Source organism: Neobacillus sp. 19 (assembly GCF_049463095.1).
In the GTDB taxonomy this organism is placed as follows: Bacteria; Bacillota; Bacilli; order Bacillales; family Cytobacillaceae; genus Neobacillus.
In genome coordinates, this window is the sequence record NZ_JBMPZU010000009.1 from 14,422 (window position 1) to 30,042 (window position 15,621).

Annotated in this window: 16 protein-coding genes; 11 read left to right on the forward strand and 5 right to left on the reverse strand. The window is 39.0% G+C overall.

The genetic code is table 11. The features are described 5' to 3' along the window. Positions 1 to 79: 79 nt before the first annotated feature. The 5 genes from ACO1D1_RS01375 (at position 80) to ACO1D1_RS01395 (ending at position 5,958) form a co-directional block, all read left to right on the forward strand. Complete coding sequence (locus ACO1D1_RS01375) at positions 80 to 1,897, forward strand: polysaccharide biosynthesis protein (protein ID WP_149871401.1); 1,818 nt, start codon at positions 80 to 82, stop codon at positions 1,895 to 1,897. Between the two features lie 39 nt (positions 1,898 to 1,936). After that, a complete protein-coding gene (locus ACO1D1_RS01380; protein WP_149871400.1) occupies positions 1,937 to 3,166 on the forward strand; it encodes a glycosyltransferase family 4 protein in 1,230 nt (409 codons plus the stop codon). A gap of 26 nt (positions 3,167 to 3,192) precedes the next feature. Continuing rightward, positions 3,193 to 3,843, forward strand: a complete 651-nt coding sequence (locus tag ACO1D1_RS01385) for a YdcF family protein (RefSeq protein ID WP_190284691.1) — start codon at positions 3,193 to 3,195, stop codon at positions 3,841 to 3,843. Positions 3,844 to 3,878: 35 nt separating this feature from the next. Beyond that, positions 3,879 to 4,988, forward strand: a complete 1,110-nt coding sequence (locus ACO1D1_RS01390) for an acyltransferase family protein (RefSeq protein WP_149871398.1) — start codon at positions 3,879 to 3,881, stop codon at positions 4,986 to 4,988. 247 nt (positions 4,989 to 5,235) lie between these two features. Next, positions 5,236 to 5,958: a hypothetical protein gene (locus ACO1D1_RS01395; RefSeq protein ID WP_223820804.1), complete on the forward strand. Its 723-nt coding sequence runs from the start codon at positions 5,236 to 5,238 to the stop codon at positions 5,956 to 5,958. Between the two features lie 60 nt (positions 5,959 to 6,018). Here the strand turns inward: ACO1D1_RS01395 and ACO1D1_RS01400 are convergent, their stop codons facing one another. Further along, on the reverse strand, positions 6,019 to 7,080 hold the full coding sequence (locus ACO1D1_RS01400; RefSeq protein ID WP_149871396.1) for a lactonase family protein: 1,062 nt from the start codon (positions 7,078 to 7,080) through the stop codon (positions 6,019 to 6,021). Positions 7,081 to 7,270: 190 nt separating this feature from the next. Here ACO1D1_RS01400 and ACO1D1_RS01405 point away from each other — a divergent pair, with 190 nt between their 5' ends. Together ACO1D1_RS01405 and ACO1D1_RS01410 are read left to right on the forward strand one after the other, a co-directional pair. Beyond that, the gene (locus ACO1D1_RS01405; protein ID WP_149871395.1) at positions 7,271 to 7,975 is read left to right on the forward strand and encodes a DsbA family protein; all 705 of its coding nucleotides are present in this window, start codon (positions 7,271 to 7,273) and stop codon (positions 7,973 to 7,975) included. A gap of 1 nt (position 7,976) precedes the next feature. Next, positions 7,977 to 8,402 carry a disulfide oxidoreductase gene (locus ACO1D1_RS01410; protein ID WP_149871394.1) on the forward strand — a complete coding sequence of 142 codons (426 nt, stop codon included), beginning with the start codon at positions 7,977 to 7,979 and terminating at the stop codon, positions 8,400 to 8,402. Positions 8,403 to 8,435: 33 nt separating this feature from the next. Here the strand turns inward: ACO1D1_RS01410 and ACO1D1_RS01415 are convergent, their stop codons facing one another. Next, a complete protein-coding gene (locus ACO1D1_RS01415) occupies positions 8,436 to 9,332 on the reverse strand; it encodes a DUF2935 domain-containing protein (protein WP_149871393.1) in 897 nt (298 codons plus the stop codon). A 71-nt stretch (positions 9,333 to 9,403) separates the two neighbouring features. Here ACO1D1_RS01415 and ACO1D1_RS01420 point away from each other — a divergent pair, with 71 nt between their 5' ends. Together ACO1D1_RS01420 and ACO1D1_RS01425 are read left to right on the forward strand one after the other, a co-directional pair. After that, on the forward strand, positions 9,404 to 9,907 hold the full coding sequence (locus tag ACO1D1_RS01420) for a thiamine pyrophosphate-binding protein (protein ID WP_423334673.1): 504 nt from the start codon (positions 9,404 to 9,406) through the stop codon (positions 9,905 to 9,907). Positions 9,908 to 9,953: 46 nt separating this feature from the next. Beyond that, positions 9,954 to 11,057, forward strand: coding sequence for a thiamine pyrophosphate-dependent enzyme (locus ACO1D1_RS01425; RefSeq protein ID WP_423334674.1), 1,104 nt, complete (start codon positions 9,954 to 9,956; stop codon positions 11,055 to 11,057). Between the two features lie 116 nt (positions 11,058 to 11,173). On the opposite strand, the gene ACO1D1_RS01430 is transcribed toward ACO1D1_RS01425, so the two are convergent. The 3 genes from ACO1D1_RS01430 to ACO1D1_RS01440 all read right to left on the reverse strand — a co-directional run bounded on the left by ACO1D1_RS01430 (position 11,174) and on the right by ACO1D1_RS01440 (position 12,873). Next, positions 11,174 to 11,266, reverse strand: a complete 93-nt coding sequence (locus ACO1D1_RS01430) for a YjcZ family sporulation protein (protein WP_149871392.1) — start codon at positions 11,264 to 11,266, stop codon at positions 11,174 to 11,176. A 151-nt stretch (positions 11,267 to 11,417) separates the two neighbouring features. Beyond that, positions 11,418 to 12,287: a tetratricopeptide repeat protein gene (locus ACO1D1_RS01435; RefSeq protein WP_149871391.1), complete on the reverse strand. Its 870-nt coding sequence runs from the start codon at positions 12,285 to 12,287 to the stop codon at positions 11,418 to 11,420. A 139-nt stretch (positions 12,288 to 12,426) separates the two neighbouring features. Then, entirely contained in the window at positions 12,427 to 12,873 is a 447-nt protein-coding gene (locus tag ACO1D1_RS01440; protein ID WP_149871390.1) for a Dps family protein, read from the reverse strand. 357 nt (positions 12,874 to 13,230) lie between these two features. Here ACO1D1_RS01440 and ACO1D1_RS01445 point away from each other — a divergent pair, with 357 nt between their 5' ends. Together ACO1D1_RS01445 and ACO1D1_RS01450 are read left to right on the forward strand one after the other, a co-directional pair. After that, positions 13,231 to 13,842 (forward strand): cell wall hydrolase, encoded by a 612-nt coding sequence (locus ACO1D1_RS01445; protein WP_149871389.1) that lies wholly within the window; start codon positions 13,231 to 13,233, stop codon positions 13,840 to 13,842. 424 nt (positions 13,843 to 14,266) lie between these two features. Then, positions 14,267 to 15,619 (forward strand): APC family permease, encoded by a 1,353-nt coding sequence (locus ACO1D1_RS01450; RefSeq protein ID WP_423334675.1) that lies wholly within the window; start codon positions 14,267 to 14,269, stop codon positions 15,617 to 15,619. The last annotated feature ends 2 nt before the right edge of the window (positions 15,620 to 15,621 follow it).

Below are 15,621 nucleotides of genomic sequence, written 5' to 3' on the forward strand. Positions count from 1 at the left end.
GTCAGAGCTGAAAAAATTTTTTAAGCGAACGTTCTTTATAATGAAATAATGGTTCTTTACCAGAAAGGGGTGGCCGATCATGAGCTTTCAAAAACGGTTGTTTTCTTTATTAGCAATTGATTCTTTAATTGTGTTCACATCCGCATATATCTGTTCTTTTCTTTTATTCTCTGGCTGTGCTGTCCCCACTGTCCCCCTGACACTTGTATCAACCACCTTGTTAGTAAGCCATCATTTGTTTGCTTATAAATATAAGCTTTATAAAAGGGCTTGGGAGTATGCAAGTGTCGATGAGATGGTAACCGTTCTAAAGGCCGTAACCTTCTCCGTCATCACTGCAGCGATTATTCAATTTGTGATAGGACAGCAAATATATTTTCGAATTTTAACAACCACATGGATGATGCATTTATTTTTAATAGGGGGCACCCGTTTTTCTTGGCGTCTCTATAATGATCAACATTTTTCCAGCGGCAAAAAAGTGAAGAAGAGGACGCTCATCATTGGAGCCGGTTCCGCCGGTATACTAGTGGCCAGGCAATTAAAATATAGTAACGATTGCGATCTTATTCCAGTGGCCTTTATTGATGATGATAAACAAAAGCAGCACCTTGAAATTTTGGGGCTCCCAGTACTTGGCGGCTTAAATAATCTCAAAGATGTGGTCAAAAATCAAATGATTGAAAATATTATCATTGCAATCCCATCGCTTAGTAAAAAAGAATTGCATGCTATTTATCTGGAGTGCACCAAAACAAAGATTAATACACAAATGATGCCTATGTTTGAAGATTTAGTTACCGGCAAGGTCTCCGTTAATGAAATACGAAATGTAGAGCCAGGTGATTTGTTGGGCAGGGAGCCGGTTGAATTAGATACCCACTCAATTTCAAAATACATGACAAACAGCGTGGTATTAGTAACCGGTGCGGGTGGATCAATCGGCTCGGAAATTTGCCGGCAAATTTCCCAATTTTCGCCATCAAAACTTATTTTGCTTGGCCACGGTGAGAATAGTATTTATACGATTGAAATGGAATTGAAATCCACATTACGCACAAATATCGAAATTGTAACTGAAATTGCGGATATTACCGATAGGGATAAAATGTTCTCTGTTATGAATGAATATAAGCCAAGGGTAGTTTTTCATGCGGCAGCCCATAAGCATGTTCCATTAATGGAACGGAACCCTGAAGAAGCCATAAAGAATAATGTGATTGGCACGAGAAATGTAGCGGAGGCGGCGGGAGAAAACAGTGTTGAAACCTTTGTGATGATATCGACAGATAAGGCGGTAAACCCAACAAGTGTGATGGGAGCTACAAAGAGAATTGCAGAGATGATCGTACAGGATCTCAATCAAAAAAGTAATACAAGGTTCGTTGCCGTCCGTTTTGGAAATGTGCTAGGGAGCAGGGGGAGTGTAATCCCATTGTTCAAGGATCAAATCTCTAAGGGTGGTCCTGTTACGGTCACACATCCAAAAATGACAAGATACTTTATGACCATCCCTGAAGCCTCTAGACTCGTCTTACAAGCGGGAGCACGTGCAAAAGGCGGCGAAATTTTTGTACTTGATATGGGTGAGCCAGTAAAGATAGTTGACCTAGCAAAAAATCTAATTCGTTTATCCGGCTATTCAGAGGATGAGATTGAAATTATTTATTCCGGAATAAGGCCAGGGGAGAAACTATTTGAGGAAATTCTTAATAAAAATGAGGTGCAGGATGAACAGGTTCATCCGAAAATCTTCGTAGGGAAATCAGTGAATTTAGATGCTAAAAAGATTGGAGAATTACTTGAGAATTATAGCTTTTTAGACAGGGGGGCACTCAAGGAAATGCTATTATTTTTGGCCAATCAATCTAATGAATCAATAAGAGTAGTGGTTTAACAGTTACGTTATCTTGATGGATGATGGAGTGTGGAGAGGATGTCTTCAAACAAAAGAGAGATACTTTTAGTTGCGCCATTTACGATACTTCCCGGGGAAAAAGGATTTAATAGATTTACTTATATTGCAGAAAAACTAAGCAGTAAAGGACATCGGGTAACGTTACTGACAAGTAATTTTAAGCACAGTGATAAGGATTTCCGTGATGAAACGAAAATTGAAATGATTGGTAAGACCCTAAATTATCAAATCATCATGATCAATGAATTGGGCTACAAACGGAATATAGGGTTTGACCGAATTCAAAGCCATCGGCACTTTTCGAAACAGCTGGCACTATATTTGAAAAATAGTAAACAAAAGCCTGATGTGATTTATTGCGCTTATCCGATGATGGATGCTGCCTTTATTGTTGGCAGGTATGCCAAGAAGTTGCAAATTCCTTTTATTATGGATATTCAGGATGTATGGCCGGAAGCAATCAAAAATGCCATTCCGCTTCCGGAAGCAGTGGCGGATGTTTTCTTATATCCGCTTACGGTCTATGCCAATAAAATATATCGTTTAGCCGACTATGTTGTTGGTGTTTCCAAAAGTTATGTACACCGTGTAAATAAGGTTAATAGTAATGCTAAAAGCTACCTACCTATTTTTATCGGAACAGACCTAGGCGTTTTTGATACCTGTAAGGGAATGACGGTAAGAAAAGACCCTAATGAATTTTGGATAACCTATATTGGTACAATTAGCTATAGTTATGACTTGGAAACGGTCATTCGTGCAGTTTCAATTCTAAAAAATAAAGGCATGAGCAATATTGTGTTTAAAGTATTCGGATCTGGTCCATTACAACCAAAATTTGAACAGTTGGCTAATCAGTTGGATGCCCCTGTTGATTTTATGGGGCATTATAAATATGAGGAAATGATTCCCTATTTAGTGAGTTCGGATATTGCGGCGAATGCCATCAGTAAAGGTGCACAGCAGAGCATTACGAATAAAATTGGCGATTTTTTGGCAGCAGGTTTACCAGTCTTAAATAGCAGTCTTAATAAGGAATTTATCGAAATGGTGACAGCTGAAAATATTGGATATAACTATAACCCGGGAGATTCGCTCAAATTAGCCGCCTTAATTGAACATCTTTATCATAATGAAGGGCTGCGGGCGGCCCATGGGGCTAATGCCAGGAGATTGGCGGAACAAAAATTTGATCGCAGACATTCATACAAGGAAATTTATCGCCTTATTGAACAGGCCTCCCTATAAGGAAAATAAACATGGAGTGTTCAAGAATGATGCCTGCACAAAATAAACGACGAGGGACAAGGGCTGTTATCAAAAATAAACCAACTTTTCGAAAGAAACTCCTTTTTACCGGGGTACTGTTGTTTGTTCTTTTCCTTTTTTTTGGAGGCCGATTTCTTGTGATTAATGAGGAACCGAAGGAAGCCGATGCGATCGTTGTATTAAGCGGGGGCGAAGGACGACTTGAAAAAGGAATGGAACTGTATAAGCTTGGGATTGCACGAAACATCATACTATCAAATGGATTAGCAGATGGTTTATGGGAAAGGGCTGGATCACTTGTGCCGGAAGAATCTCTCGTATTGGAGAGCAAGGCAGATAGCACATATGAAAGTGCAGTCTATGTCAAGGACATCATGAAGAAGAAAAACTATCATTCTGCCATCATAATCTCATCTGATTTCCATATGAGGAGGGTGAAATATAACTTCGATCGGGTCTTTAAAGATGATGATCCTGCACTAACCTATGTTGCTAGTGAAACTTCCTATAATCAAATGGCCTGGTGGATGAGTAAACGCAATATTGGAATCACTGTTAGCGAATATGTAAAAATCATTGGCAACACCTTTGGGGTTCATGGAACCGACGCGAAGAGAACCTTATACCGGTATGTTGAAGTGTTTTTTTATGAATAATGAAACAGAAATTCTATTGAAAGGGTGAGAGATTCTTGCAACAGAAAAAATTAATTAACGAGATTTTCTTAATGAGAAGCATCTCTTGTTTAAGTATTTTACTACTTCATGCAATGGCAAGAGCGTATGCGGATGAAAATCAAACAGTCAATTTACTGAGAGTGCTATTAACTTTCGGTACACCTACCTTTATTTTTATTTCAGAATTTATTTTGGCACGTTCCTATCCGGAAGAACTGCCGGCTAATTTTTGGTCCAAACGGTTAAAGTATATTATGGTTCCTTATGTTTTGTTTGGCGCATTTTTTGCACTTTTAAAAGCCGTCGAACAATCTGTGGGCACTGGAGGTAATCCCGCAGGTGCATTCGGGTCATTTTTATGGCGGCATCTCTTATTGGGGGATTATCATGGATACTTCATACTTGTAATCTTTCAATTTTATTTATTGCATTATTTCTTTCATAAATATTTAAAGGGATGGAAGCCTACTATGGTAATGGGCACTGCACTTGCCATTAATCTGGTTTATTTAGGTTTCTTCAATTTTGTCAAACCATACCCAACAGAAATAGGGGTCTATATTTGGGAGAAATTCTATTGGATTCCGTTTTTTGGCTGGTTATTCTATTTTACACTTGCATACTACTGCGGCAGAAATTTTCCACTGTTTATCCATTTTTTAAATAAATACTTTAAATGGGTCATTGTCAGCCCAATCGTATTTGGTGCCGTTTGTTTATATATATATGATTCCCAACTAATCCCTGTTATTTCATCAAAGAGAGTCGATATGGTGTTTTTTACAACGAGTATGATTTTGTTGATTTATTATATTGCGGCAAAAATCCCCAAAGTACCTAGAGTCTTCGGTTGGATTAGCCAGTATTCGTTCGGAATATATTTAATCCATCCCGTCTATTTAGCGGTGATGTATGCTGCTTACAATCTGTTCTCCTTAGAAATTCATCCATTCGTGCTTTCCGTCTTCTATTTCATGGGCAGTTTGTTATTGTCCATTGCCACTACATTTGTTTTGAACAAAATTCCATATGGCTATTATCTGTCTGGAAAAATAGCAATCGGCATGAATGACAGCAAAGTTAGGAAGGGGCCGCTTCTTAAGCGAAAAACTATTCATGGGTAATTTTAATAGACATATGATTGTTTTTTGGAAATATGTATGATTTCATTATGTCGAATTTTGTTATATTCATATAATAATCTTGTATTTCAATTATTAAAGAAAGGAGTAGTTTAAAATAGCAACTAATCCGATTGTCTATGTTGAGGATTTCACAGGCAGTACACCACAGGCAAAGATTCAGGCAGCGATTGATTTCGCTTCCCAGAATGCACGGAAAACAGTCGTTGCTGGAGATCAGGATTATTATATGACGGGTACGGTCATTATTAAACAGGGTGTTAAGCTGCAAGGGAGCTATGGGACAAGATTTGTCATTGGCGCAAACGTCAGGGGTTTTGAACTGCAAAAGGATGCTTCATTATGGGATGCCAGTATTATGACTGATTTTACGGGGTACAGCAAGGAAGTTATTTATTTGGACGGGAAATATAACTATTACAATACGTGGAATAATACGTCACTCAAAAACCTTGTCCTGGTAAATTGGACTGGGAAAGTATCAGGCACAGGAATTCGGTTGTACTCAGGCGGCAAAGGTCATGAAATTTCATTTGTCAACTTTACAGATATAAAAATTGTGTCCTTTGGGAAAGGCATTCATTTAACGGCCGTTAAACCTGCTAGTGGATTTGCCTATGTAAATGCTAATCGATTTGATAAAATTTCATTAGAAGATTGTATTGAAAATATTGTACTAGAAGGCAGTGAAACGATTCCGAATGAATGCAGCGGTAATTCCTTCACCAATTTGCAAATTCAACCTTCAAACAATACCAATCTTATTATGACCATCCAAGGGCAATATAACAAAATAGATGGTGTTTGTTGGGATTTGCAAGAGATACAGCATACGAATCCTGTATTTATCTTTAAACGAGAGAGTAACTATAATGAATTGGCTATGAAATCAATTCCGGCCAATCGAATATTGAATAGTGGAAAATCAAAAAATAGATTCGATAGTTTTTAATTGTTAAAAGAATGACGTGAAAGAAAAGCAGGAGGAGCATAAAATTGCTCCCCTTGTTTTTTATTTTACATGTAAAAACTTCACGCAAACTGGATATGGAACAGGAATGTCTGACTGAATGAGTGTCAACTTGCCAGATGCATCATCTCGTGAAAATAATACAAGATTACCTGATTCTTGGTTCGAAGCAAGAATAAATTTCTCACTTGGGTCCAAGGCAAAATCCCTCGGCCAATCCCCTTCAGTAGAAACGTGTTCAACAAAGCTAAGTTCCCCCGAAAACGCGTCCACACGAAAAACAGCGATACTATTATGTCCACGGTTCCCTGCATAAACAAAACGTCCATCTGAAGAAATATGAATAGCACTGCCTTGATTATTACCTGTAAAATCATCCGGTAAGGTAGAGATATATTGCTTTTCAGTAAAATGGCCATCTTCCTCATAGTAGGTTAATACGATCACCTCTGAACTAAATTCAGTCATGATATAAGCATACTTGCCATTCGGATGAAAAACCAAATGCCTAGGGCCGCTGCCGCCTTTTAGTGGCAAGAGATTTGCCTTTGTAAGGGTGCCATCACTACCGACGGAATAAGTAATCAGTGCATCAATCCCTAATTCAACAACTGCTAGATACTTTTCATCTGGCGTAAGCCCCGCATAATGGGAATGGGGTTTTTCTTGGCGCGGATCTGGCCCTGAGCCTTCATGCTTCATTTCTGATACCACCTGCTGGACAGAACCATCTGATTGATTAATTAAGCGTGAATCTACCAAGCCCTTATGGTAGTTTGCGCTGAACACATAGCGATTTTCGCTGTCCACACTAACATAACAAGGGGAGGAGCCTGGAAGTACATCCCGATTAATAGCGGTTAGGGCGCCATCTTCACTAATAGAATAAGCAGCCACACCGCCGTTTTCCCCATCCTTTGCCACAGCATAAAGGAAACAGTTGTTCTTACTAATCGCTACATATGTAGGATTACCTAATTCAGCTGCCACTTGAATATTTTCAATCTTTGCTGCCTGGGGATCAAAGGAAAAAGAGTAAATCCCTTTACTGTCTCCCTTTGTATACGTTCCGATATATCCGATATAATGATTTTTATTTACCATTTATTCTGCTCCTTTACATTAGTATCCACTATTATCATATCCTAAAATAGTTGAAAAGCTAAACATATAGAACATAACCCATTTTGAAAGGAGCCTTTTATTTGCATTCTTGAAAGGAATAAGTAATATTTAAATTATCATGGACAAATCTGCGTTCATTTTTTTAATCGTTCTTAAAAGGAGTTTGAATATGGCAAATAACAAGAAGAACAAGAAAACAGAAACGAATTCATCATCCAAGTTTATTTTCTGGGTCATTGGTTTGATTGCTGTTGGCGTTTTGGCACTAATATTCTTTGGCAATCATTCTAAGGATCAGAATGAAGTAAAAGGAACTAAGATTGATTATAGTAATCAACCGTTCTTAGGTGAGAAATCTGCTCCTGTCTCTATTATTGAATTTGGTGATTATAAATGCCCAAACTGCAAAAATTTTACTGAACAGGTTGTACCAGTGATTGAAAAAGAGCTAGTGGATACAGGAAAGGCAAAATTCTATTTTATGAATTATGCTTTTATTAATGTGGACTCCACACGAACAGCTAAATTTGCGGAATCGGTTTATCAAGTACTTGGAAATGATACGTTTTGGAAATTTCATGATTTAATCTATAAAAAACAGCCTGAAGATATGAAATATGAAAAAATCGATATTTTTACCGAAAAGTTCTTAACCGATACATTGAAAGAAGTGGCAAGTGATGAAGAAGCAAACAAGGTGGTTGAACACTTTAATGCTGATAAATCAAAGGAATCCTTTCAGAAGGATATGGACCTTGCTGGTAAACTGGGCGCTACCGGTACACCGGCCATCTATGTAAATGGTCAATATTTTGATGGACAAACGATCGATGACTTAAAAGACATGGTGGATAAAGCGGCAAAGGGTGAATAACATGAATAAATCCATACTCCTTGCCTGGATTGCTGCCATCATCGCCACACTTGGCAGCCTGTATTTTAGTGAAGTAAAGCATTTTATACCATGTACGTTATGTTGGTACCAGCGGATTTTTATGTATCCATTAGCGATTATTTTAGGTATAGCCGCCTACCGGAATGATAGAAAGATATTTCAATATGTGCTGCCTCTGTCGATCATTGGGGTGCTGATTTCCGGATACCATACATTATTACAAAAAATCCCATACCTGCAGCAATTTGAAATGTGCACTTCCGGAGTGCCGTGTTCCGCGGATTATATTAACTGGCTTGGGTTTATCACAATACCAATGCTAGCATTGATTGCATTTATCATTATTACCATTAGTATGGTTATGTTAATGAAAAGCCAAAAAGAAAAAGAGACTATCCGCGGATAGTCTCTTTTTAATCAGGAAGTACTTCGACTTATCTTACAGTCTTTGTTGTTCTTGCTGCTTTACTTTTAATCTCTCTTCTAATACATGTACCATATGCAAGAAATGATTAGCTTCCCGTACGACATGGTCTGCTAACAGCGGGTCGATCACGTTTCTGATTTGACAATTTTTGATAAAATCCAGTCCTGCCTTTTTAAAAGCAAGAATCTCCTGAGCCGCATTTTCGCTGTCTTTATTAAGCTTTCCAATGATTGGGTAGGCAGGACTTTTCCTATATAACATAGATTCCACATCTCTTGCCTGGTTAAGAAGAACTTCAAAATCGTCGCCAAATTTCAAGGCAGTCCTAACTAAATTTCGTTCCGATTGGTCTAGCAGGGAAGCGATGAAACGGGAATGCTCCATCATAATCCTCAGCCAAAAAACATTCTCCTTGATAATCGCATCTTGAATCGGGTCTAAAATCCCCTCATTAAATTTTTTCAGTGTTCTCATGAAATACTCAGCTTCACGGGCAATATGGTCGACAAGTAGTGGGAAGTTAAATCCCATGACCTTACAGTTGATGATGAGGATAAGGAGGTTCCGTTTAAAATTCCGCAATCCTAGGACAAGCTGAATCGAATCTTCATTTAACTTGCGGACGGCTGTTACATTATTAGGGGTTTGATAGGCCCTTTTTTCCTGCTCCTCAAAATAATGATAAAAACGGTCGGTTTGCTGAATAAGATGTTTATCTTTTCGATTAAAGCCTTCCCCCAGAAAATAAGAATGTTCCTTCATAATTCGCAGCCAAAATTTATTCTCTGTTAATGAACGTTCAATAAATATTTGCTCTGTTAATGATTCGGGTGGTGGTGCAAATGATTCTGGAGCAACTAACATTTGATTATTGGCATCCATTCCGTTAAAACCCTGCGGTTGTACCATGTTTCGCCCTCCTTCATACCGTCTATCTCATTATATTTACGATATTTTTGTTTATGTTACGACGGCCTTTCATGATTCAGAAATATTGGTACAGAATAGAGGTAGTAGAATCTAATTATATGGAGGAAGAAATGAAAGCATCCGATATTGTCGTGAGTTGTTTAGAGAACGAAGGGGTGGAATTTGTCTTTGGAATTATCGGCAAAGAAGTCCTTGATTTAGGTGATTCTTTGTCCGCTTCCGAAAAAATCACCTACATACCGGTTCGCCATGAGCAAGGAGCGGCATTCATGGCAGATATCTATGGACGAATCTCGGGAAAACCAGGAGTTTGCTTGGCGACGCTAGGTCCGGGGGCGGCGAATCTATTAACAGGAATGGCAAGTGCAAACCTGGATCATTCACCTGTTATTGCCCTGTGCGGTCAAAAAGGATTGGAAGATCAGCATAAGAATGCCCATCAGTTTATAGATATCCAAAAGGTGTTTCGAACCTGTTTCAAAATGGGCCATCCAAATAAAAGCAGCGAATTCCATTCCGGAAATCATCAGAAAGTCCTTTCGACTGGCAGGTGAAGAGAAGCCTGGAGCCGTAATCATTGAACTGCCTGAAAATCTAGCTATGGAAAATGTGACATCGAAACCATTAGCCATTACTGAATTACCGAAAGGTGTTCCTGGGTCTGAGGCACTTCAGCTGGCCACTGTAGACCTGAATAATAGCCAGCGTCCCTTTATAATTGTTGGTAATGGGGTAATCCGCCAAGATGCAGTTATGGAAGTTCAAGCATTGATTGAACAACTCGGCGCTCCTGTTGCAACAAGCTTTATGGCCAAAGGGGTGCTGCCAAAAGATCACCCGCAAAATTTTTATACATTTGGGTTTATGGAAAAGGATTATGTCCTTCGAGGGTTTGAAGAAGCTGATTTACTGCTTGTGATTGGCTTCGATCAGGTTGAAAAGCTTCCATCGGAGTGGAACAAGAAAAAAGTCCCGGTCATCCATCTTGCTGCAACTGCAGCTGAAGTGGATGAATTTTATCCCGTTAAGAAGGAATTAGTCGGGAACTTGAAAGAAACATTGCCGCTATTCCTAGCAAACAATGTAAAGCCGAAACCTTGGCTGCCTTCCGAACGGTTAAAGAGTCGGATTGAGGAATCTTATTCTATTGTTGAAAAAGCAACAACAGGTTCTGCCTTAACCATCGAGAAAATCCTTCATGTCCTTGAGAAAGTTCAGACTGAGGAAACCATTGTCATTTCAGATGTGGGCTCACACAAAGTAGCGATGGCAAGAACATATCAACCAAGGCATGCCAAGCAACTAATTATGTCAAACGGGTTTGCCTCCATGGGAATCTCGATTCCCGGTGCCATCGGGGGAAAATTAGCTGCCCCGGATAAAACAGTCATCTGTATTACCGGTGACGGGGGAGCATTAATGAATTTTGCCGAACTGGAAACCGCAAAAAGGCTTGGTGTATCCTTTGTGATTATTGTATTAAATGATTCGATGCTGAAGCTTGAAGTAGACACAATGAAGAAAAAGTTTGGCGATAGTTTTGGAGTCACTTTTTCAAACCCTGATTTTGTGAAATTGGCAGAAAGCTTTGGAGTAAAAGGAATGGAAGCAGCCAGCGTGGATGAATTTGAAGCAATGTTAACAGAAGCAATGAATTCGAAAGGTGAGATTGTGCTCATTGATACTATGGTGCAAAATGATTAGTTGAAAGGGTAAAGCATGAAACCCGCGCCCCTCAAATAGGAAGAGAAAAAAGCGGTCAAACCAATGGTTTGCCGCTCCTCTCAACAGGGAGTTACCGTGAGATTATCCTCTAATCATTAGTACATCATAAAAGATGCACCAACAATGATTAAAAGAATAAATAAAACAACAATTAAAGCAAAGTTGTTGCCGTGTCCGCCTCCAGACATAGAAATCACCTCCTCTGTTAAATAATTACAATGTATGCATGAAACCTTAGATTTGAAATGGACAAGTGCATATAATTAAAAAATTAATGTGGAGAAGCAGTTAAACATTAAAAAAGGCTGACCCTGCACAATTTGCAGGTCAGCCTTTTTCTTATTCCATCGCATCATAAACAGCTTTCGTTTGTTTGTTCACACCATACCAGCCCCATGTTGCTGTGTGACCTTCACCTGTACTTGGATTATCCACCACAAATTCGTAAACATGAATAATATAGTCCCCATTTTCGGCATCGTGGTCATACACCACTTTCACATTTTTTTCAGCTGTAATATTTAGATGCTTCTTTACTAAATCAACCGCTTGTTCATGTGTAAATGACTTGTTTGCTTCTTCTTGTTTCTGTTTTTCCTGTTCTGTCTTATTTGTTTCTGCTTGCTTTTTCGCTTCTTCTTCTTGCCGCTGTTTTTCCTGCTCCGCGGCAGTTTTCTTTTTCGTCGTTTCTTCAAGCAGTGTTGCCGCGTCTTTAGCCATTGTTTCAATGGAACTAACGTCAGGTAAATCTGTTGTTTCCGCTACTTCCTTAAAAACTTCAGCTGCTTGATCAAATTGATGATCCTCCAAAAGTGTTTTTCCTTTAATCATTTTTTCCTTCATTGTTTCGGAAACTACTTTTGCCTGCTGAATTTCTCTTAAAAGGGCATTCGCTTGTTTTTTGATTTTCTTGTCAGATTTTACGGATGAATTTTCTTTCAGCAGCTTCTTGATTGAAAAGACAGCTGCATCAAAATCTCCTCCGTGAAAAAGTGTAAGGCTTTCTTGTAAGGTTTCAGCAAAGTGGAGATAATCTTTCGCCTCAGTCGTTTCCTTTTCTTCAAGGGCATTTTCAAATTTAGCGATGGCTTGATTATAGTCTCCTTTTTGTAGTGCAGCCTTTCCTGAATTGAAGCTTTCGGTATAAGCTTTTGGCGTACACGCCGAAAGGATCAGTGCTGTTAGAATTAAAAGAGTCATTCTTTTCAATTTATTTCCTCCTTGTGGTTCCATTTAATAGGACGGATGTTAGTTAGTTAAAATTGTACAGTTTCCGACAGATTCTGACAATAAAAAGGACACCTGGCCCCATGAAAACGGGGCCAGGTGTCCTTGGACTGATGGTGGACTAAATTGTTTTACCCAGGAATGCTGTCAGCATCCACACATGTTTTTCTAGACCGGAATGAATCGCAAGCAGCATATCGCCGGTTGTTTCGTCATCTAGTTCCCCGGCAAGACTCATGCCTTCCTTCAATTCACCAATAATAATGGAGAAGTCATTGATAACGGACTGAACCATTTCATCTGCGGCTTCATTACCGGATGCTTCTTGAATTGATGAAATTTCCAGGCATTCTCTCATAGTTGCAACAGGATTTCCGCCGATTGCGAGTAAGCGTTCTGCTAATTCATCAACATGAAGCCCTGCTTCATTGTAAAATTCCTCAAATTTAACATGGAGGGTGAAAAATTGCCCGCCTTTCACATACCAATGGTAGTTATGTAATTTCATATACATGATAGACCAATTGGCAATTTGCTTGTTCAGTACGCTGACTAACTGATTTTCCATTTATAAACCTCCCTAAAATATCCTTCTATTATATTATTACCAAAAATCTTCAAGGAATCTTGTATCAATTCAATGAATTTGGTGTCGAATTGGTGAAGATTTTTCTGTAAACAAGCTTTTTCTATATTACATGCATACAACAATATGTAATAAAGGAGGTTTAACTATCCATGTAAGGAATATTTAGGTAAAAATGAGTGATTGGTTGATTATTCCAATCGATAGACAAAAGTTATGATGGCAGGGTTCAAATTAGCAGCCGATACATTACCAATTATTGGACGATGAATAAGAATGTTACAACTGGTAGGGTTAGTACTAGAGACACGGACAAACGAAAAGTTGGAGGTCGATACTATGAAAAAACTAAACAAACTTAAAAAACTAGTGATTGCAACGGGAATGATTCTATCATTGTCAGCTTTTACATTAAACGGAACAAGTGAAGCGGCAACAACTAATCATAAAGTACAATCTGGTGAAACGTATTGGAAAATCGCCACTAAATTCGGTGTTCCTGTGAATAGTTTAATGAAAGCAAACAATGCTAAGAACAGTGCGCTTTATGTCGGTCAAAATCTAGTAATCCCTAATTCTACTGTTACAGCTGCTGAAAAGGATTTAATGGCACGTCTCGTTCGTGCTGAAGCAGTTGGCGAACCATATGCTGGAAAAGTAGCAGTAGCTACTGTTATCATGAATAGAGTAGCAAGTCCTGATTTCCCGAATTCGATTAGGGAAGTTATTTATCAAATCTCAAACGGGCACTATGCCTTTACACCTGTCCAAAATGGTCAAATTAATCAACCTGCCGATGCTGCATCAAAGCAAGCGGTGAATGAGGCATTAGCATTCAGAGGACAAGGGAATGGATCATTATTTTTCTATAATCCAAAAACATCTACAAGTCAGTGGATTACTTCACGTGAAGTAACAGTAACGATCGGTAACCACCGTTTTGCAAAATAAGCTTCGCTGACATTATAGCTTTTTCAAAAAATGAAACATTTAAACAAAAAAGCAGTGAATTCCAACAATTGGAATTTCGCTGCTTTTTTTGTTCTTATAGGAAAGAAACAAATTCCGCTGTTTTTGTCGCTTTTTTCAATTCTTTATTCAAATCTGAGTAGCTTATGCATTTTTACATAAGATTTATGCTTTTAAAGATGGGACATAGATGACAGAAAGTAGAGATGAAACGATTTAAGCAGTGAAAGGGAATAAATTTAAATTTGGTATGAAAATTGCAACGATTTTAAATAATTAGAATTCAAATTTATATGAGAGGAGGAACAACAACAAATAAGTATGATTCAAGTGATAAATGAAATGTAAGTGCTTTCGATGGGATGCGGATTACCGAATACGGTGACAAAAAGGAGAGTTGATTAAATTGGAGAATACCACTCTTAAGCGTTCACTTGGACTCTGGGCAATTGTGATGCTTGGATTAGGCTATATGACACCAACGATTGTGTTTGATACATTTGGGATTGTGTCTAAAGAAACAAATGGTGTTGTGCCGCTTGCGTACCTGGCTGCTTTGGTTGTGATGCTGTTTACGGCAATTAGTTATGGAAAAATGGTACAGGTATTTCCAAGCGCAGGATCGGCCTATACGTATACACGAGAGACGATGAGCCCGCATCTCGGATTCATCGTTGGCTGGGCAGCCCTGCTTGATTATATTTTACTGCCGATGGTAAATGCCCTGATTATTCGTATTTATATGGTTTCGGTCTTCCCGGATGTTCCGGCATGGATTTGGGTGGTCGTATATGTTGCCAGCGTCACAGCTATTAATGCCTGGAGCATGGGGAAAACATCGAGTTTAAACTCGCTGCTTGTTATTTTTGAAATTGTCTTAATTGCGGCCTTTATTGTGCTTGCATTTTTACAGCTTTCCAAGGGCATGGGCCAAGGAACCATTTTCACAACGGAACCGCTTTTCCACTCAAACATTCAGCTTGGGGCTATTTTGACAGGGGCAACAGTGGTTTGTTTCTCGTTTATCGGATTTGATGCGGTCACCATGTATGCGGAGGAAGCCGTTGATCAAAAAACGCTGCCAAAGGCGATTATGTTAACTGTCTTTATCGGCGGTGGTATCTTTTTCGTTTGCAGTTATTTCGCACAAGCCTTATTTCCAGATATCTCAGGCTTTATAGTAACAGATGACACCCTGCCGGAAATTGGAATGTTTGTCGGCGGCACGGTTTTCAAACTGATTTTCCTTTCCGGTGCTTTTGCTGCAACAGTCGCTTCCGGACTAGCGTCACATGCGAGCGTATCACGGCTTTTGTATGTAATGGGCCGAAATGGCGTCCTGCCAAAAAAGGCCTTCGGTTATGTTCATCCCAAATTCCGAACCCCAGTTTTCAATGTCATTCTCGTTGGCGTAGTTTCTCTGCTTGCCATCGCGCCAAGCCTTGAGTTAATTTCTTCTTTCATTAACTTCGGCGCCTTGATTGCATTTACATTCGTTAATCTGTCCGTCATTGCCCACTTCGTCTTCCGTTTAAAAAGATACAAAACGGCAAAGGATATTTTCTCCTATCTGATCATGCCGATCCTAGGTGCCGGTTTAACAGGAGTTTTGTGGTATAACTTACAAGCGGATGCCCTCATCGGAGGGATTGTTTGGATTGTCATTGGTGTCATCTATATGGTTTTCCAAACAAAATTCTTTAAAATCAAAATTGCCGATTTAAATATTGATGACGCTGAGAGAACTTCTTCACTCTAATC

Bases quoted from the DNA above. Each gene is read 5' to 3' on its own strand.
- ACO1D1_RS01430 (WP_149871392.1), bottom strand. From the start codon at position 11,266: ATGTCTGGAGGCGGACACGGCAACAACTTTGCTTTAATTGTTGTTTTA.
- ACO1D1_RS01375 (WP_149871401.1), top strand. From the start codon at position 80: ATGAGCTTTCAAAAACGGTTGTTTTCTTTATTAGCAATTGATTCTTTA.
- ACO1D1_RS01445 (WP_149871389.1), top strand. From the start codon at position 13,231: ATGAAAAAACTAAACAAACTTAAAAAACTAGTGATTGCAACGGGAATG.
- ACO1D1_RS01420 (WP_423334673.1), top strand. From the start codon at position 9,404: ATGATTCAGAAATATTGGTACAGAATAGAGGTAGTAGAATCTAATTAT.
- ACO1D1_RS01440 (WP_149871390.1), bottom strand. From the start codon at position 12,873: ATGGAAAATCAGTTAGTCAGCGTACTGAACAAGCAAATTGCCAATTGG.
- ACO1D1_RS01405 (WP_149871395.1), top strand. From the start codon at position 7,271: ATGGCAAATAACAAGAAGAACAAGAAAACAGAAACGAATTCATCATCC.
- ACO1D1_RS01400 (WP_149871396.1), bottom strand. From the start codon at position 7,080: ATGGTAAATAAAAATCATTATATCGGATATATCGGAACGTATACAAAG.
- ACO1D1_RS01385 (WP_190284691.1), top strand. From the start codon at position 3,193: ATGATGCCTGCACAAAATAAACGACGAGGGACAAGGGCTGTTATCAAA.
- ACO1D1_RS01415 (WP_149871393.1), bottom strand. From the start codon at position 9,332: ATGGTACAACCGCAGGGTTTTAACGGAATGGATGCCAATAATCAAATG.
- ACO1D1_RS01395 (WP_223820804.1), top strand. From the start codon at position 5,236: ATGACGGGTACGGTCATTATTAAACAGGGTGTTAAGCTGCAAGGGAGC.
- ACO1D1_RS01425 (WP_423334674.1), top strand. From the start codon at position 9,954: ATGGAAAATGTGACATCGAAACCATTAGCCATTACTGAATTACCGAAA.
- ACO1D1_RS01410 (WP_149871394.1), top strand. From the start codon at position 7,977: ATGAATAAATCCATACTCCTTGCCTGGATTGCTGCCATCATCGCCACA.
- ACO1D1_RS01380 (WP_149871400.1), top strand. From the start codon at position 1,937: ATGTCTTCAAACAAAAGAGAGATACTTTTAGTTGCGCCATTTACGATA.